Annotated in this window: 14 protein-coding genes; all 14 read left to right on the top strand. The window is 36.1% G+C overall.

The annotated features are described in order from the left end of the window. Window positions 1-199 precede the first annotated feature (199 nt). The 14 genes from DKL58_RS05185 (at window position 200) to citF (ending at window position 16,465) form a co-directional block, all read left to right on the top strand. The gene (locus tag DKL58_RS05185; protein WP_109586350.1) at window positions 200-982 is read left to right on the top strand and encodes a LysR family transcriptional regulator; all 783 of its coding nucleotides are present in this window, start codon (window positions 200-202) and stop codon (window positions 980-982) included. 57 nt (window positions 983-1,039) lie between these two features. Further along, window positions 1,040-1,216, top strand: a complete 177-nt coding sequence (locus DKL58_RS09520; protein ID WP_156962759.1) for a hypothetical protein — start codon at window positions 1,040-1,042, stop codon at window positions 1,214-1,216. A gap of 790 nt (window positions 1,217-2,006) precedes the next feature. Beyond that, on the top strand, window positions 2,007-3,380 hold the full coding sequence (gene brnQ / locus DKL58_RS05180; RefSeq protein WP_109586349.1) for a branched-chain amino acid transport system II carrier protein: 1,374 nt from the start codon (window positions 2,007-2,009) through the stop codon (window positions 3,378-3,380). Window positions 3,381-3,500: 120 nt separating this feature from the next. Further along, window positions 3,501-5,534, top strand: a complete 2,034-nt coding sequence (locus DKL58_RS05175) for a copper-translocating P-type ATPase (protein ID WP_109587007.1) — start codon at window positions 3,501-3,503, stop codon at window positions 5,532-5,534. Window positions 5,535-5,717: 183 nt separating this feature from the next. Then, window positions 5,718-7,121, top strand: coding sequence for a class II fumarate hydratase (locus DKL58_RS05170; RefSeq protein ID WP_109586348.1), 1,404 nt, complete (start codon window positions 5,718-5,720; stop codon window positions 7,119-7,121). Between the two features lie 31 nt (window positions 7,122-7,152). Next, window positions 7,153-8,550, top strand: a complete 1,398-nt coding sequence (locus tag DKL58_RS05165; protein ID WP_109586347.1) for a flavocytochrome c — start codon at window positions 7,153-7,155, stop codon at window positions 8,548-8,550. A gap of 182 nt (window positions 8,551-8,732) precedes the next feature. Next, window positions 8,733-9,662: an L-lactate dehydrogenase gene (locus tag DKL58_RS05160; protein ID WP_034979673.1), complete on the top strand. Its 930-nt coding sequence runs from the start codon at window positions 8,733-8,735 to the stop codon at window positions 9,660-9,662. Window positions 9,663-9,681: 19 nt separating this feature from the next. Continuing rightward, complete coding sequence (locus DKL58_RS05155) at window positions 9,682-10,392, top strand: RraA family protein (protein WP_109586346.1); 711 nt, start codon at window positions 9,682-9,684, stop codon at window positions 10,390-10,392. Between the two features lie 5 nt (window positions 10,393-10,397). Continuing rightward, complete coding sequence (locus tag DKL58_RS05150) at window positions 10,398-11,864, top strand: DASS family sodium-coupled anion symporter (protein ID WP_109586345.1); 1,467 nt, start codon at window positions 10,398-10,400, stop codon at window positions 11,862-11,864. Further along, window positions 11,865-12,659, top strand: a complete 795-nt coding sequence (locus tag DKL58_RS05145) for an alpha/beta fold hydrolase (protein ID WP_109586344.1) — start codon at window positions 11,865-11,867, stop codon at window positions 12,657-12,659. A gap of 21 nt (window positions 12,660-12,680) precedes the next feature. Beyond that, the gene (citC, locus tag DKL58_RS05140; protein ID WP_109586343.1) at window positions 12,681-13,736 is read left to right on the top strand and encodes a [citrate (pro-3S)-lyase] ligase; all 1,056 of its coding nucleotides are present in this window, start codon (window positions 12,681-12,683) and stop codon (window positions 13,734-13,736) included. Further along, a complete protein-coding gene (citD, locus tag DKL58_RS05135) occupies window positions 13,726-14,022 on the top strand; it encodes a citrate lyase acyl carrier protein (protein ID WP_109586342.1) in 297 nt (98 codons plus the stop codon). Before citC ends, citD begins: the two co-directional genes overlap by 11 nt. Beyond that, on the top strand, window positions 14,023-14,937 hold the full coding sequence (locus DKL58_RS05130) for an aldolase/citrate lyase family protein (RefSeq protein ID WP_109586341.1): 915 nt from the start codon (window positions 14,023-14,025) through the stop codon (window positions 14,935-14,937). After that, on the top strand, window positions 14,927-16,465 hold the full coding sequence (gene citF, locus DKL58_RS05125; protein ID WP_109586340.1) for a citrate lyase subunit alpha: 1,539 nt from the start codon (window positions 14,927-14,929) through the stop codon (window positions 16,463-16,465). The genes DKL58_RS05130 and citF overlap by 11 nt, the downstream gene beginning before the upstream one ends. Window positions 16,466-16,469: the final 4 nt, after the last annotated feature.

The raw sequence follows: 16,469 nt of genomic DNA, 5'->3' as shown, positions 1-16,469 counted from the left end.
AAATAAATATAACATTGTTCAATTGTTTACAAATAATCTAGAATATGATTATTAATAAGATTTACTTATTAAGAAAGGAATAGAAATGAACTTTGAACATTTAAAAGTATTTGTAAATTTGGCAGAAACTTTAAATTTTTCCAGGACGGCTATAGAAATGAATTTATCACAATAAGCTGTTTCGCAAATTATTTCTTCAATGGAAAATGAGCTTAATTTTTTCTTATTTAAAAGGACTAGAAAAGAAGTGCATCTGACTGAAAGTGGAAGGGAATTTTATCATTCTATCAAGCCATTATTAAATGTTTATGATAAGTCGGTTCAAAAAGCAAAATCGGCTGCTATTAGAAAAAGGAATAATCTAACAATAGGTTATAGTGGAACGCCTTATGAAATTTCTATATTACCGAAATTAATTGAGGAATACAACAGAAACATAGGTAATGATTCACTTTATATTTTTTTAGAAAATTTTGCGCATAATGAATTAAAAGATAGATTGCTTAACGGGGACTGTGATATTATTTTTACGATGCCAGATATCATATCAAAAATGGAAAACGTAAAATATATTAATTTAGTGGAAGGTCATTATTGTGTAAATTTCTATAATTCCTCAGGGATTAAACATAATATTTTTAAAATTTCTGAGCTAAATAAATTTAGGTTAGTTTTCTCTGATAGTGAATGGTGTCCACCATCACAAAATATTTTGCAAAAATATATCGTGTCCGTGAATAAGGATGTTAATGTGGCTTATGCCAACAACATATTAAGTTCTAGTTTAATGGTAAAAGCTGGGCTTGGAGTAGGAATTTGGGCGGACTTTGTTAATGCATACCAGGATAAAACAATTACGAGTGTACCTTTAAATTATTCTATTAGGCCTAAATATGGGATTGCAATGTTAGACTATGGTGTAACAACAAGTACCAAACGTTTTGCAAACTGGTTAAGCAAAAATTATTTGAAATTCAAATAATGATGAAGTGCTCCATAATAGATAGACAATAATCTGACTATTAGGAGCATCTTTTTTATGACTAAATATTCGACTGCTTTGAAAATTGAAGTTGTTAGTAAGTATCTAGCACGCCAAATGGCTGGCTTAGGCAAAGAATATGGCATTGATTACACGGCTATCAGGAGCTGGGTGGAGCTAGTCCGCGAACATGGTTTAGTTGCTCTGAGGGTTAAACATGTTAAGCAAAAGTAGAATCATGCTGGCTAAAAATATAATAAAATTTCTTCATCACTAAATTCTATTATTGCATGGTTAACCCTAACGTCAATGTTCCTATATCGAACACAGAAGTACTAATCCTATTTAAAATCTTATTATTTTTAATAAAAACTTTTTGATTTTTTACGCAAATCCTAGCAAATATAAATTTGTATGTAGCGTTTCTGTCACTGGAAATTTTTCAGTAGTTTCATTTGAAAATGTAGGGCTAAAGTTTCTCTTATATTTTGATATTACTTTAAGCTTTATTATTCAAGAAATATTTAGGCTTGTAATTGTGCTAGTTGACCCTTTTTTAAAAGAAAACATACTTAAAAGGGTATAAGTCCAAAAATAATCAATTTTTTGCCAATTTCACTAATTTTTCAAAATTTTAGTTGACAGAAAATAAGACATTGATTAGAATATCATTAATATTGATAAAGCGAAGAAAAGATAAGTAAGCTTACAAGTAGCGTTTAAGAGAGTCCTGTTGCTGAGAACGGACCGTGACGGCAAGCTGAAAGTAACTTTGAGCTATATGGTGAATTTTAGTAGCTATTATTGGGTACACCCATTAACGTGTTAGCGTATCGCATTTTTGCCGTACGTGAAGTGACTATGCTATTTGTCATTTTTTGATTTATAGTGCAGTAATATAGGTGGTACCGTGCTAAAGCACCCTTGATTTAAAATCAAGGGTGCTTTTTTATTACCCAAAATAATCTAGCCAACCCTTTATCATTATTAAATTTATCTGTAATTCTGTTTAGGAGGAATTGTAATGGAAGAAATTGAGCAAGATGTTAATACAAAACCTTTAACATGGAAGCAATATTTGGTAGTAGCGTCATTGTTGTTTGGGCTGTTTTTTGGTGCAGGCAACTTGATTTTTCCGATTCATTTAGGTCAGCTTTCAGGAGCAAATTGGGGAATAGCTACTTTTGGCTTTTTGGTAACGGCAGTGCTTTTACCTTTACTAGCCGTTTTAGCTATTAGCGCAAGTCATGCCAAAGGAGTTTATGATATTGGCAGGCCACTGGGTAACATTTTTGCTCTAGTATTTATGGTTTTAATCCATTTGACTCTGGGGCCATTATTTGCCACCCCGCGTACGGCAAGCATTTCATTTTCAGTGGGTTTGCAACCAGTTTTGCCGAAATCTGCCGCAAAGCCAGCACTCCTGATATTCTCTGCAATATTTTTCATTTTGGCTTTTATTATTTCTTATAAACAGTCTACGATATTGACTAGTATAGGAAAAATCCTAAATCCATTATTTTTGCTGTTGCTATTTTCGATTTTTTTGTTGGCCGCCATTTCACCAATGGGTGCTGCTAAAAATCAAAGCGTAACAGCAGCTTATCAAAGCGCCCCTTTCTTCAATGGCTTTTTAGAAGGCTATAACACCATGGATGCTCTGGCCGGATTAGCTTTTGGTTATACAATTGTTTCGGCGGTAAGGCAGCTGGGGAAAACTTCTGCTAAAAGCAATGCGAAAGTTACAGCCAGAGCTGGTGTGATCGCCACAAGTGCAATTGGTATTATTTATATTGGGTTAATTTGGGTAGGTGCGACAACTTTAAACCATTTTAAAATTTCTGCTGAAGGTGGCACTGTTTTCAATCAAATAGTTACTTATTATTTGGGCAATTTTGGTCATGCTTTACTTGCTACACTGGTTACACTAACTTGTTTAACAACCGCTGTAGGTTTAATAGCCGCTTTTGCACAAGACTTTCACCGTAGCTTCAATAAAATCAGCTATCATGGTTGGTTGACAATTATGACTCTTGTTTCTTTCATCACGGCTAATTTTGGTTTGGATACAATTATTGCCTGGTCAACTCCAATGCTAATGTTTTTATATCCTATTGCAATGGTACTAATTATTCTGTCAATTTCTAGTTCACTGTTTGATCGCGATCCAATTGTTTACTTTTGGGGAATAGTTTTTACATTCATTCCAGCAATTTTAGATATGGTAGCTTCTTTTCCTGCCGTAATTAGTCAAAAACCTTGGGCATTGCAGTTAAGATCAATACAATCACGCTTTTTGCCATTCGCAGATATTGGTATGGATTGGGTAATTCCTGCTGTAATCGGATTAGCAATTGGATTTATTATTCATTTTTATAAAAAAGCAAAAATTAACTAGCTGTGTAAATATAATTCAAATAATTAAGCCGATATTTTGACATCACCTGTTTATAAAAGTAGATTAAAGAAAAGAACAATTTTGGTGATTTATAGAATGGGGCGGAATATTTTGAATAGTATGAATATGAACCATAGTGAAAATATGAATCATGCGATGAATAATCACTCATCAATGAAAATGGATGATCATGATATGATGATGCATGGTGGCCACATGATGCACATGGGGAACTTAAAGAAAAAATTCTGGGTTTCAGTTTTATTATCATTGCCAATTATCTTTTTGTCGCCTGCAATGGGCGTCCATTTACCTTTCCAATTTTCTTTCACTGGTTCTGACTGGGTAGTAGTTATTTTTGCAACGATCCTTTACTTTTATGGTGGGGAACCCTTCTTATCAGGCGCTTTTTACGAGATAAAAGACAAAAAGCCTGAAATGATGACTCTTATTTCTTTAGGAATTACTACTGCTTATATTTATAGTATTTATGCTTTTGTGAAAAATGATTTGTTAAACAGTAAAGTTCATGTAATGGACTTCTTCTGGGAACTGGCTACTTTAATTTTGATTATGCTTTTAGGTCACTGGATTGAGATGAATTCAGTGATGAATGCCAATAGTTCTGTGCATGATTTAGCTAAGCTTTTACCTGATAAGGTCCACGTACAACATGATGGTCAAACTATGGATATGGCAATAAATGATGTCCAAAAAGATGCAGTAATTTTAGTCAAAGCAGGAGAAAGTATTCCTCTTGATGGGGTTATTCTGAATGGTTCTAGTCAAGTAAACGAATCTTTGGTTACTGGTGAATCACGCGAAGTAACGCGGCAAAAAAACGATAAGGTTATTGGGGGATCAATTAACGGTTCTGGAACATTAACAATTAAGGTTGCTAATTCTGCTAATTCCGGCTTTTTAGCCAGTGTCAATAAACTAGTTCAGTCATCTCAGATGAATAAGTCCAAACTACAAAATTTGGCAGATCGGGTTTCCAGTTGGTTGTTTTATGCAGCGCTAACTTTTGGTATTATTGCTTTTTTGGTTTGGACCAGTCTTCGTGGCATATCTGGTGGTCTAGAACGAATGGTCACCGTCTTAGTTATTGCCTGCCCTCATGCTTTGGGGCTGGCCATTCCCTTAGTTAATGCAAGGAGTACCTCAATTGGCGCCAAAAATGGCTTATTAATTAGGAATCGCAATGTCATCAGCATCAGTTCAAAAATCAATTATTTACTTTTAGATAAAACTGGAACTTTAACTGAAGGAAAATTTCAAGTGCGAAAATTTGATAGTTTGGCTAAAAATTATAGTGCTGATGAAGTAATTAAGCTTATTGCTTCACTTGAGCAGGATTCAAATCACCCGATTGCTCAAAGCATTTTACAATTTGCTAAAGAAAAAAATATGAAACTTTATTCATTAGCAAATAGTAAGACTTTAGATGGTAAAGGGGTCTCTGGTACTTTAAATGGCAAGGAATTTCAGCTGGTGAACGAAAAAGCTGCTAGAAAGCTAGTTAACCATTTTCCCAAAATAGATGCTTTAAACTACACTTCAAGTTATTTAGTAGAAGGAAATGATCTTTTAGGATATGTTGCTGTTGGTGATGAAATTAAAAAGAACGCTGCTTCTTTAATTAAGCAAATTAAAGATCTTAATATCACGCCGGTAATGCTTACAGGAGACAATGAAAAAGTTGCGCAAAATATTGCGCAAAAACTCAACATTTCCGAAGTACATTCAGGTTTAATGCCGGCTGACAAACAGAAAATCGTTGCAGAGTTGCAAGAAAAAGGTAACAAAGTAATGATGGTCGGAGATGGCATAAATGATGCTCCTAGCTTAGCAAAAGCCGATATTGGAGTTGCAATCGGTGCGGGAACAGATGTTGCTGTAGATTCTGCCGATGTTATTTTGGTTAATAGTGAGCCACTTGACATTATTAGTTTTTTGAATCTCGCCCAGCATACTCAAAGAAAAACCGTTCAAAATTTGTGGTGGGGAGCCGGCTACAATATAATTGCATTGCCTTTAGCTGCTGGGGTATTAGCTCCTTGGGGAATTTTGTTATCTCCAGCTGTTGGAGCAATTCTGATGTCTTTATCAACGGTAATAGTAGCTATTAATGCAGAAACATTAAAAATATAACAATCAGAATTAAGCACTCTTTGGGAGTGCTTTTTGTATTTTTAAATAAATTTTTAATTTTTAAAATGATAGCCCTTTTATTTATAAATATTGAAAAAAGCTCAAAAAACCTGTATTATGAGTGAAAGAGTAAGATAAAATTTATTATCAGAAGAATGTCAGCATTAAATAAGGAGACTGAACATGAGCGAAAATGAATATCGTGTTGAGAGTGATACTATTGGTCCTGTCAAAATACCGAAAGAAGCTTTGTGGGGACCACAAACTGAACGCAGTCGCAATAACTTCCCCAGTGGTGAATTAATGCCTCTTGCAATTATTCGGGCATTTTTGCATTTAAAAAAAGCTGCTGCTGAATCAAATGTAGAAGTTGGAGATGAGCCTGAGGATAAAGGGCAAGCAATTGAGGACGCAGTTGATTACTTACTTAAATTAGATGACCATGAACTACGCAAGGACTTTCCATTACATGTATTGCAAACTGGGTCTGGAACTCAAAGCAATATGAATGTCAATGAAGTTGTCGCAAATCTAGCCAACAAGTTGCATCCACATTTGCATATTTTACCTAATGATGATGTTAATAGAGGACAATCGTCTAATGATACTTACCCTACAGCAATGAATATTGTGGCCGTTGAAGCCCTGGATAAACTCGAGCCGGCTGTGCAGCATTTAATTGATGAACTGATAGTAAAACAGAATAAGTATTGGAAAACCGTTAAAGTGGGTCGTACTCACCTGCAAGATGCTACACCAATTACTTTTGGTCAAGAAGTTTCAGGCTATATTTCTGCCTTAAAGCATGATTTGAATTATATTCAAGAACTTAAACCAACATTGTTTGAATTAGCAATAGGAGGGACCGCTGTTGGCACTGGACTTAACGCCGCGCCTGGAATGACTGAAAAAATTGCCGGTAAATTGTCCCAAGTTTACGGGCATGAATTTAAAGTTAATACCAATAAGTTTTGGGGCTTAGCTCATCATTCTGGAATTGATGTTGTTCATGGTGCATTGAAAACTTTAGCTGCTGATATGTTCAAAATAGCACAGGACATTAGATTTTTAGCTTCTGGCCCAAGAGCCGGCTACCACGAGCTCAACATTCCAGCCAATGAACCTGGATCATCAATTATGCCAGGTAAAGTTAATCCCACGCAAGCTGAAGCCGTGACCATGGCAGCTGCAAAAGTTTTTGGCAACGATACCACAATTACTTTTGCCTGTTCACAAGGAAATTTTGAAATGAACGTCTATAAAACAGTAATGATTACAGCTTTTCTTGATTCTTGTGACATTTTAACTGGTACTATTACAGGGTTTGCTGATAAAATGATAGCAGGCTTAACAGTTAATGCAGAAAAGATGGATGACTTGCTTGAAAGTTCTTTGATGACTGTTACAGCTCTGTCACCACACATTGGTTATCATGCAGCTGCGAAAATTGCCCAAACTGCAGATAAGGAAGGTACAACACTAAAGAAAGCAGCTTTAGATAGTGGCAAATTAACAGAGGAAGAATATGATAAGTGGATGGATTACATGGAGATGACCAATGTATCTCAAACTAATCCTGAGAAATAACTATTTTAATGTTTTTAGAGGAGAAAAATAAATGGGTAAATTTGTTTTTACGCCTAACGGCAGTGCAGAAATTAAAGACCGCTATGATGCTGTGATCGTTGGAGCCGGCGGAGCTGGTTTAACAGCAGCAATTCAGGCAAAAGAACTCGGACTCAATGTTGCTGTTTTTGAAAAAAATGCCGACCTTGGTGGAAATACCAATAGAGCATCGTCAGGAATGAATGCTTCTGAGAGCCTGGTTCAACTTAATGAAGGAATTATAGATAATAAGGAAGATTTTTATCAGGAGACTTTAAAAGGTGGAGGCAGACTAAATGATCGCGATCTTTTAAGGTATTTCGTTGACCATTCAGCAGTAGCAATTGACTGGTTAATGAATCATGGCATTGAGTTAACAAATTTGACGATAACGGGTGGTATGAGTAAAAAGAGGGCTCACCGGCCTGCCTCAATGGCACCTGTTGGCAGTTATTTAGTAACAGGAGCTTTGAAACAAATTAAAGAAAAAAGTATTCCTGTTTTTAATAATTCACGGGTAATTAGTTTATTACAAAATGAGCAGAAAAAAGTTGTAGGAATTGAAGTTGAAACTGATTCAGGAACAAGAAAAGTTCAAGCAACAGCAATTTTACTAGCTTCAGGCGGCTTTGGTTCTTCAAAAGATTTGATACAAAAATATCGTCCTGATCTCGCAAATTATAAAACAACTAATCAACCCGGAGCTACAGGTGATGGTCTAAAATTAGCAGCCAAAGTAGATGCTCAACTAGAGCAAATGGAATTTATTCAGGTACATCCTACAGCCCAAACAGATACTGATCACGTCTATTTAATAGGTGAAGGTTTACGTGGCGAAGGTGCAATTTTAGTTAACAAATCTGGTCAAAGATTTGTTAATGAACTCAACACACGGAAAATAGTTTCTGATGCAATTACTAAGTTAAATGAGGATGGAGCGTATCTTCTGTTTGATCAAACGATCCGTAATAATTTCACCGCTGTTGAATTTTATGATCATGTAGGATTAGTCAATCAAGGATCTTCCATTGAGGAATTAGCAGAAAACATTGGTGTTAACAGTAATAATCTAAAGAAAACAATTTCAAAATGGAATGAAGCTGTGAAGAACAAAAATGATAGTGAATATCAGCGAACTACTGGAATGGATCGCACTATTGAGCAAGGTCCTTTCTTTGCTATTCATATTAATCCGGCTATTCATTACACTATGGGTGGAATTCATATAACTCCAAAAACTGAAGTTTTGGATTCAGACGGAAATATTATTTCAGGACTCTATGCCGCAGGTGAAGTTTCAGGAGGTTTGCATGGCAATAATAGAATTGGAGGAAACTCAATCGCTGAAACTGTAATATTTGGCAGACAGGCCGGGATACAAATGTCAGAGTTTACTAGACAATATAAATAAATATTTAAAATGCTTAGAAATTCTAAGCATTTTTTATATTATTTAAAAGATGTAAATCATTTTATATTTTTAAAAAATTAAAATTTGAATTATTTATTTTAAATATTGAAAAAATTAAAAAGTAATTTTATAATTATAAATGTAAAGGATTACATTTTTAAAAATTGAAAGGAAATGACGTTATGAATAAAAAGGTTTTATTAGTTGGTGATGGAGCAGTAGGCTCAACTTTTGCCAACGATTTATTGCAACATACTAGAGTTGACGAGCTGGTTATTTGCGATGTGGTAAAAAAACGTCCACTGGGTGATTCAATGGATTTAGAAGATATATTGCCTTTTACAGGAGAATGTAATATTCATTCGGGAGAATACTCTGATGCAAAAGACGCTGATGTTGTTGTGATCACCGCTGGTGTTCCGCGCAAGCCGGGAGAAAGTCGTTTGGATCTAGTTAATAAAAACGTTAATATCTTAAAAAGCATAATTCAACCTGTAGTTGAATCAGGCTTTAATGGAATTTTCCTTGTTTCTGCTAATCCAGTTGATATTTTAACAACGCTGACCCAGAAATTATCCGGCTTCCCTAAAAATAAGGTTATTGGAACAGGTACTTCCCTTGATTCAGCACGTTTAAAGGTAGATTTAGCACGAAGATTACATGTTCCTGTTGCTGAAGTTAATTCTATGGTCTTAGGTGAGCATGGTGATACTTCTTTCGAAAACTTTGATGAGTCAACAGTTAGTGGCAAGCCACTTAAAGATTTTGACGGTATTGACAACTCTGTGCTGGATCAAGTAGAATCAGGTATTCGTAAAAAGGGAGGAAAAATAATTGAAAATAAAGGTGCTACTTTTTATGGCATTGCGATGATGTTAACTCAAATTGTTACCGCTATATTAAATAATCGGTCAATCGCTTTGCCTTTATCAGCACCAATTAATGGTGAATATGGAATTAAAAGTGAGCTTTATTTAGGAACTCCTACTGTAATAAATGGTGCCGGAATTAGTCAGGTGCTTGAGACTAAGCTTTCTGAAACTGAAAAAGCTAAGATGCTGAACTCAGCTTCAAAAATGCAGGAAGTACTAGATAATATTACTTTAGATTAACCAAAAGAAGGCATGACGAATGCAGGTTGGAAAAAGAATTTTTTTAAAAAGAAACCTTCCACAGAAAGAGGTAATAGATGCATACAAAAAATTGCCATCGTCAAATGTGGCTGATTGTATGAATAGAACAGGTGCAATGGCACCGAGAATTAAGCTTATGTCCAATCCTCATGAGGAAATGTGTGGGCCAGCTTTTACAGTTCATAATCGTCCAGGTGATAATCTGACCATTTATGCAGCTTTAAAATATTGTCATGAAGGCGATATCGTTGTCATTGACAATGAGAATGACAATACCAGGGCCGTTATTGGCGAAGTGATGATGACCTGGCTTCGCGACCAAAGACATGTTGCTGGAGTCGTAGTTGATGGGCCAATACGTGACATAGATAGTTTGCGTGATTGGGACTTGCCCATTTATGCGGTTAGCACAACACCAGATGGGCCATATAAAGAGGGCCCAGGAGAAATAAACGTTCCAATTTCTTGTGGGAACGTGAGTGTTAATCCTGGTGACGTAATTTTAGGTGATGCCGATGGTGTTATAAAAATTGCTTTAGAAGAAGCAAGTGAATTGCTTCCAGCCGTCCAGGATTTTCACAAAAAGGATGATGCCAAAGCGGCAAGTTTTCATGATGGCACAGGAAATATAAATTGGCTTGATGAAGAACTGAAGAATAAAAATTATGAAATTATTGACGATTTTTATCGCCCGGAAAATTACAGGTAATTAAAATGAAAACACTTGAAAAAGTTAATTACAAGGGATTTATCTTACCCCTAGCTGTTGGTGTTATACTTTGGTGCATCACGCCTTTGCGTCCTGCAGGTTTATCCGCTCCAGCTTGGGAAATGTTTGCTATTTTCGTAGCAACTATTGTTGGGTGTATCACTAAACCTTTGCCAATAGGCGGCACCACTTTAATCGGACTTATAGTAACGGTTTTAGTTGGTTTAGCCCCAATCAAGGACATTGCAGATCCTAAAACAGGCAAAGTAACAACTGGAATTCTCAGTGCCTTTAGCAATTCAGCTTCTTGGCTAATTGCTATGGCTTTCATCATGGCATATGGTATTAGTAAAACTGGATTGGGCAACCGTATAGCTTATTGGATGATTAAACGTTTCGGCAAGAAATCCATTGGCATCGGCTATGCCATTACTGGATTGGAATTAATTTTAGGAGCTTTGATTCCATCAAACAGTGCCAGAACTGGAGGAGTCGTTTGGCCCGTGACCGAATCAATATCTAAAGATTATGATTCTTACCCTAATGACCCTTCCAGAAAGAAAATTGGTGCCTATCTCAGTTTTATGGCTTTTCATGCCAATATTCTTTCAACTGCCCTTTTTATTACCGGCGCGGCACCAAATATGGTTGCTTCACAAATGGCAGAGCAGAAAAATTATAACATGACATGGATTAGTTGGTTTTCAGCCGCAGTAGTTCCTGTTCTTGTTGCAACTATTGTCATTCCACTTGTGATTTATAAAATTTTCCCACCTGAGATAAAAGAAACTCCTAATGCTGAAAAATGGGCCACTGATCATCTCAAGGAGATGGGACCAGTTACAAAACCTGAAAAGATTATGTCAATGGTATTTTTGCTTGCCATAATCTTATGGGTTTTATCTGGCGTTTTTGATATACCACAATTAGATTCAACTTTTGTTGCCTTTCTAGCAGTTGGCTTGTTGTTGCTAACTGGTGTTTTAACTATGAAAGATGCTTTAAACCAAACTGGAGCCTGGAATATTCTAATTTGGCTGTCAATTTTAGTTTTTATGGCAAGTAAACTTATTTCATTTGGCTTTATTGACTGGTTCTCAAAGACTATTCAAACAAGTCTTCACGGCATCAGCTGGCAAGTAGTATTAGTGGTTTTGGTAATATTAATGTTTTATACCCACTACTTCTTTGCTAGTGGAACCGCTCATATGACTGCCTTATATTTACCATTCTTGTCAGTGGCAGTAGCTACTGGTGCTCCTTTGGGACTTTCTGCAATGCTGCTTGCATTTACAGGAGCTTTCAACGCTTCAACTACTCACTATGCCAACGGCCCAGCTTCAATTTTAGCTACTACAGGTTACATTAAACAAGGTGAATGGTGGAAATACAACTTTATTTTGGGAATTATCTATTTGCTGATTTTTGGAGTGATTGGAACTTTATGGATGAAAGTTATCGGAATCTGGTAAATGCTTAATGAGAAGAGTTTTATCACTAATGATGGTATACGAATAGCGTATTATGATACAGATAAAAGTGCACAACCTATATTGGCAGTTCCTGGCATAGGAAGCACCGCAATATTATGGAAAAAAGTTGCTAAACTTTTTGCAGCTGATTATCGTTTTATCGTAATAGATCCGCGTAACCAGGGACGTTCACAAAGAACATTTAAGGGACAGCGTATCAGTCGTCATGCGGCTGATTTAAAGGAACTAATTACCAAGTTAAACTTGAAAAATATTATTGCTATTGGAAATTCAATGGGTGCAGCAAATATTTGGGCTTATGTTTCATTATTTGGCTATGAAAGGCTAAAGGCAATTATTGATTTGGATCAACCTCCCAAGATGATTCGAGATAGCTCTTGGGAGTATGGTTTTAAAGATTTAACTTGGCAGAATTATCCGGATTATCTAAAGGCAGATCTTGGCAATGGCATTTATGCTCATATCAATGATGAGATGTTTAAAGAGGCCAAAATAGAAGCCCAAAAACATCCATATAATGCTGAAGAGAATTATCTTTGTCGTATAGATCATGCTGAGCAAGATTGGCGAGATGTTTTAATTGATTTAAAAATTCCAATGCTCGTTTTAGCAGGACAGAATTCACTCTTTTTTGACTATCACTTTGCCTATGCCATGGAAAAGTTGAATAAAGCAATAACTGCGAAGATTATCAAAAATTGTGGACACCTAATTCAAGCTGAGCAGCCTCTGAGCATGTATAAAGAAGTTATGAACTTTTTAAAAGAAATTTAACTCAAAGTGAGAATGGGACAAATGGATAAAACCGTAGAACTTTTTTTAACCTTGCCGGAAACCAAAAAAAGGTGGCAAAAATTCCTGATTAGTCAAGGAATTAACAATTTTAGCTCTCGTGAAGTTGCTGTGATTGATCATACAGTTGGCCTAATTGATGAAGATGGTCAGTTGGTAGGCACGGGTAGCATTGCTGGAAATGTTCTCAAATATATAGCAGTTTCAAATGATGAATCTGTTCAAGGAGCAAGATTTAATCAAATAGTTTCAGCTTTACAAGAATACCTTTTTAGCCAAAATATTTATCATTCGTTTGTTTTTACTAAGGCAAAATATTCTGCCAGTTTTTCTCACTTAGGATTTAAGGAACTAGCTCATACTAATGAAGCAGCTTTTTTAGAGAGTGGCACGCCTAATATTCAGGATTTTTTGGCAAAAATTCCCAGAATAAAAGACCAAAATCATAAAAAAGTTGCAGCAATTGTCATGAACGCTAATCCATTTACTTTAGGTCATCAAGGGCTGGTAAAACTTGCTAGTAGCGAAAATGATCTGGTATATGTGTTTGTTGTTGCTACAGATGCTTCATTATTTAAGACGAGCGAAAGAATGGAACTGGTAAAACAAGGCACATCTGAGTACAAAAATGTATTAGTAGTTAGTGGTGGAGACTATTTAGTTTCTCAATCAACTTTTCCAGCATACTTTTTAAAATCACCTGATGAACTGATCGCTACGCAAACAGAAATTGATGCATTAATTTTTAAAAATACTATTGCACCGAAATTGGCAATAAAAAAGCGTTATTTGGGTACTGAACCATTTTCAAGAACAACTAATTTCTATAATCAAAGCTTAAAAAACACACTTGGTCCCAAAATTGACGTTGCAATTGTTAAGCGTTTTTGCAATAGCAATCAAATAATTACAGCTACTCGTGTTCGTCAATTGATCAAAAGTGATAATTTAAAAGACATTTCAAATTTAGTCCCGCCAACTACGTTTGATTTTATTAATAAAAACTATCAAATTTTACAAGAAAGAATAAAGAAAGGAATGAACATCAATGGAAATTAAGACTGTTGGAGTGGCAGGAACTTTAGAATCTTCAGATATTCAAATAATGGTATCCGCTGGTCAAAATGGTATTGAAATCGATTTGGAATCCGAAGTAGCCAAATCATACGGAGATCAGATTAAAAAAGTAATAACAGATACTCTTAAAAAATTCGGACTTGATAATGCGAAAGTTAAGGCTACTGATAAAGGGGCCCTTGACTGTGTGATTGCTGCACGTACATTAGCTGCGGCTCAAAGAGCAACCGAAACAACGGATAAACCAAGATTGGAGGTATTGCAATAAATGACTTACGTAAAAAATCGTTTGCGTCGAACAATGATGTTTGTACCGGGAAATAATCCAGCTATGGTTAAGGATGCCGGTATCTATGGTGCTGACTCTATTATGTTAGATTTGGAAGATGCAGTTTCTCTAACTGAAAAAGATGCAGCGAGAATGTTAGTGTTTAATGCCATTAAAACTGTTGATTTCGGTGGTGCAGAAGTAGTTGTCAGAATTAATGGTCAAGATACGCCTTTTTATGACGAAGATGTAAAAGCAATGGTGCGAGCAGGAGTCGATGTTATTCGTCTGCCAAAAACTGAATCAGCTGCAATGATTAAAAAATTAGTAGCAGATATGGAAAAGGCAGAAGAAGAATATGGCGTTGAAAAAGGCTCTATTGGCGTAATGGCTGCGATTGAAAGTGCTAAAGGCGTTCTTAATGCACCGGAAATTGCTACTGCAACGCCTTTGATGATGGGCTTGGCAGTTTCAGGTGAAGATTATACTGCTGATATGCACACCCATCGTTACCCTGACGGACGTGAACTTGAATTTGCTCGCAACATGGTTTTACAAGCTGCTAGAGCTGCAGACGTTTATGCCTTTGATACTGTTTTTTCTAATATGAACGACACCGAAGGGTTTTACCGCGAAACAAAATATATTTATGAACTTGGGTATGATGGTAAGTCTTTGGTCAATCCACGGCAAATTCCAATGGTTAATAAAGTATTCAATCCTACTAAAGACGAAATTGAAAATGCACTTGCTGTGCAAAATGCAATTCAGGAAGCAAAAGCAAAAGGTTCTGGAGTAATTTCGATGAACGGTAAGATGGTTGACAAACCTGTAGTTGAAAAAGCTGATCGCGTTATTGAAACAGCAAAAGCTTCGAATTTAATTGATGAGGAGGGTAATTACATTGGAGAATAAAGTAAAGCGCAATTTGCCGGATGATTTGATGACTGATATGAATCTTAAACCATTTGAGTCTGTTGTAGTTGGGAATCCTGAAGTAAAGAGAGTTGCACCCAAAGTGCAAGTTACTACTGGTGAATCAAAAGTGGTCGACTCTTTAGAGGAAGTTATCAAAAAGACACTAAAAGACGGTATGACCATTTCGTTTCACCATCACTTTAGAAATGGCGATTTTGCTTTTAACAAAGTAATGGATTTAATTATTAAAATGGGTTATCAAGATTTGACTTTAGCTCCTTCTTCTTTGACTGGTGTTATGAATGACAAAGTAATTGAAGCAATTAAAAAGGGTGTCATTACCAATATTACTTCTTCTGGAATGAGAGGCAGCTTAGGGGATTTTGTTTCCCACGGTGGGCTGGAGAATCCAGTGATTTTCCGTTCTCACGGCAATCGGGCTCGTTCAATTGAAGAAGGAGAAATCAAAATTGATGTTGCCTTTTTAGGTGTCCCTAATTCTGATCCTGCAGGAAACGCTAATGGTCAAGAAGGAGATGCCGTATTCGGTTCTTTAGGATACGCATTGATTGACTCTCAATATGCGAATAAAGTAGTTTTATTGACAGACAACATTGTTGATTATCCAAATACTCCTGCTTCTATTAAACAAACCCAGGTCGATTACGTTGTTAAGGTTGATCAAATCGGTGATGCAGATAAAATAGGTTCAGGAGCTACTCGCTTTACTAAAGATCCGAAAGAGTTAAAGATAGCTCAAACCGTTAATCAGGTAATTACCAATTCACCTTATTATAAACAAGGATTTTCTTTTCAGACAGGATCTGGTGGAGCTGCTCTTGCTGTGACTAGGTATTTAAGAGAATCCATGTTAAAAGATGGTATCACAGCATCGTTTGCTCTAGGTGGCATTACCAAGCCTACAACCGACTTACTTGAGGAAGGCCTAGTCAAAAAAATTATGGATGTGCAGGATTTTGATAAAGGTGCTGCGGCATCAATGGCTAAGAATAAAAATCAACAAGAAATTGATGCTTCTTGGTATGCCGATCCTCACAATAAAGGGGCAGTAGTTAATAATTTAGATGTTGCTATTCTTTCGGCTTTACAGATTGATACAGATTTTAACGTTAATGTAATGACCGGTTCTGATGGTGTTATCCGCGGCGCTATTGGTGGTCATCAAGATGCGGCTGCAGCTAAAATGACTATTATTACTGCTCCATTAGTACGTGGACGAAATGCGACTGTTGTTCCAGCAGTCGAAACAGTTGTAACTCCTGGTGATTCAATTGATGTTTTGGTAACTGAAAGAGGAATTGCAATTAATCCACGCCGTAAAGATCTCATAGATGCTTTTGCCAAGGTTCCAGAACTCAATGTGGTTGATATTAAGGAACTTCAAAAAATGGCTCAAGAGCAGGTTGGGGTACCAAAACCACTGGCATATACTGATCGCACTGTTGCTTTAATTCAGTATCGAGACGGCACAATTATTGATACTATTAAGCAGGTAAAAGACTAATTAT

The organism is Lactobacillus kullabergensis, from assembly GCF_003151025.1.
GTDB lineage: Bacteria > Bacillota > Bacilli > Lactobacillales > Lactobacillaceae > Lactobacillus > Lactobacillus kullabergensis.
This window is presented reverse-complemented; position numbering and strand designations above follow the sequence as displayed.

What these genes read in the sequence shown, in the direction of transcription:
- DKL58_RS05165 (WP_109586347.1), top strand. Translation starts at nt 7,153, where the DNA reads ATGGGTAAATTTGTTTTTACGCCTAACGGCAGTGCAGAAATTAAAGAC.
- DKL58_RS05175 (WP_109587007.1), top strand. Translation starts at nt 3,501, where the DNA reads ATGAATATGAACCATAGTGAAAATATGAATCATGCGATGAATAATCAC.
- DKL58_RS05155 (WP_109586346.1), top strand. Translation starts at nt 9,682, where the DNA reads ATGCAGGTTGGAAAAAGAATTTTTTTAAAAAGAAACCTTCCACAGAAA.
- brnQ (WP_109586349.1), top strand. Translation starts at nt 2,007, where the DNA reads ATGGAAGAAATTGAGCAAGATGTTAATACAAAACCTTTAACATGGAAG.
- DKL58_RS05145 (WP_109586344.1), top strand. Translation starts at nt 11,865, where the DNA reads ATGCTTAATGAGAAGAGTTTTATCACTAATGATGGTATACGAATAGCG.
- DKL58_RS05170 (WP_109586348.1), top strand. Translation starts at nt 5,718, where the DNA reads ATGAGCGAAAATGAATATCGTGTTGAGAGTGATACTATTGGTCCTGTC.
- DKL58_RS05130 (WP_109586341.1), top strand. Translation starts at nt 14,023, where the DNA reads ATGACTTACGTAAAAAATCGTTTGCGTCGAACAATGATGTTTGTACCG.
- DKL58_RS05150 (WP_109586345.1), top strand. Translation starts at nt 10,398, where the DNA reads ATGAAAACACTTGAAAAAGTTAATTACAAGGGATTTATCTTACCCCTA.
- DKL58_RS05160 (WP_034979673.1), top strand. Translation starts at nt 8,733, where the DNA reads ATGAATAAAAAGGTTTTATTAGTTGGTGATGGAGCAGTAGGCTCAACT.
- DKL58_RS09520 (WP_156962759.1), top strand. Translation starts at nt 1,040, where the DNA reads ATGACTAAATATTCGACTGCTTTGAAAATTGAAGTTGTTAGTAAGTAT.
- DKL58_RS05185 (WP_109586350.1), top strand. Translation starts at nt 200, where the DNA reads ATGGAAAATGAGCTTAATTTTTTCTTATTTAAAAGGACTAGAAAAGAA.
- citC (WP_109586343.1), top strand. Translation starts at nt 12,681, where the DNA reads ATGGATAAAACCGTAGAACTTTTTTTAACCTTGCCGGAAACCAAAAAA.
- citD (WP_109586342.1), top strand. Translation starts at nt 13,726, where the DNA reads ATGGAAATTAAGACTGTTGGAGTGGCAGGAACTTTAGAATCTTCAGAT.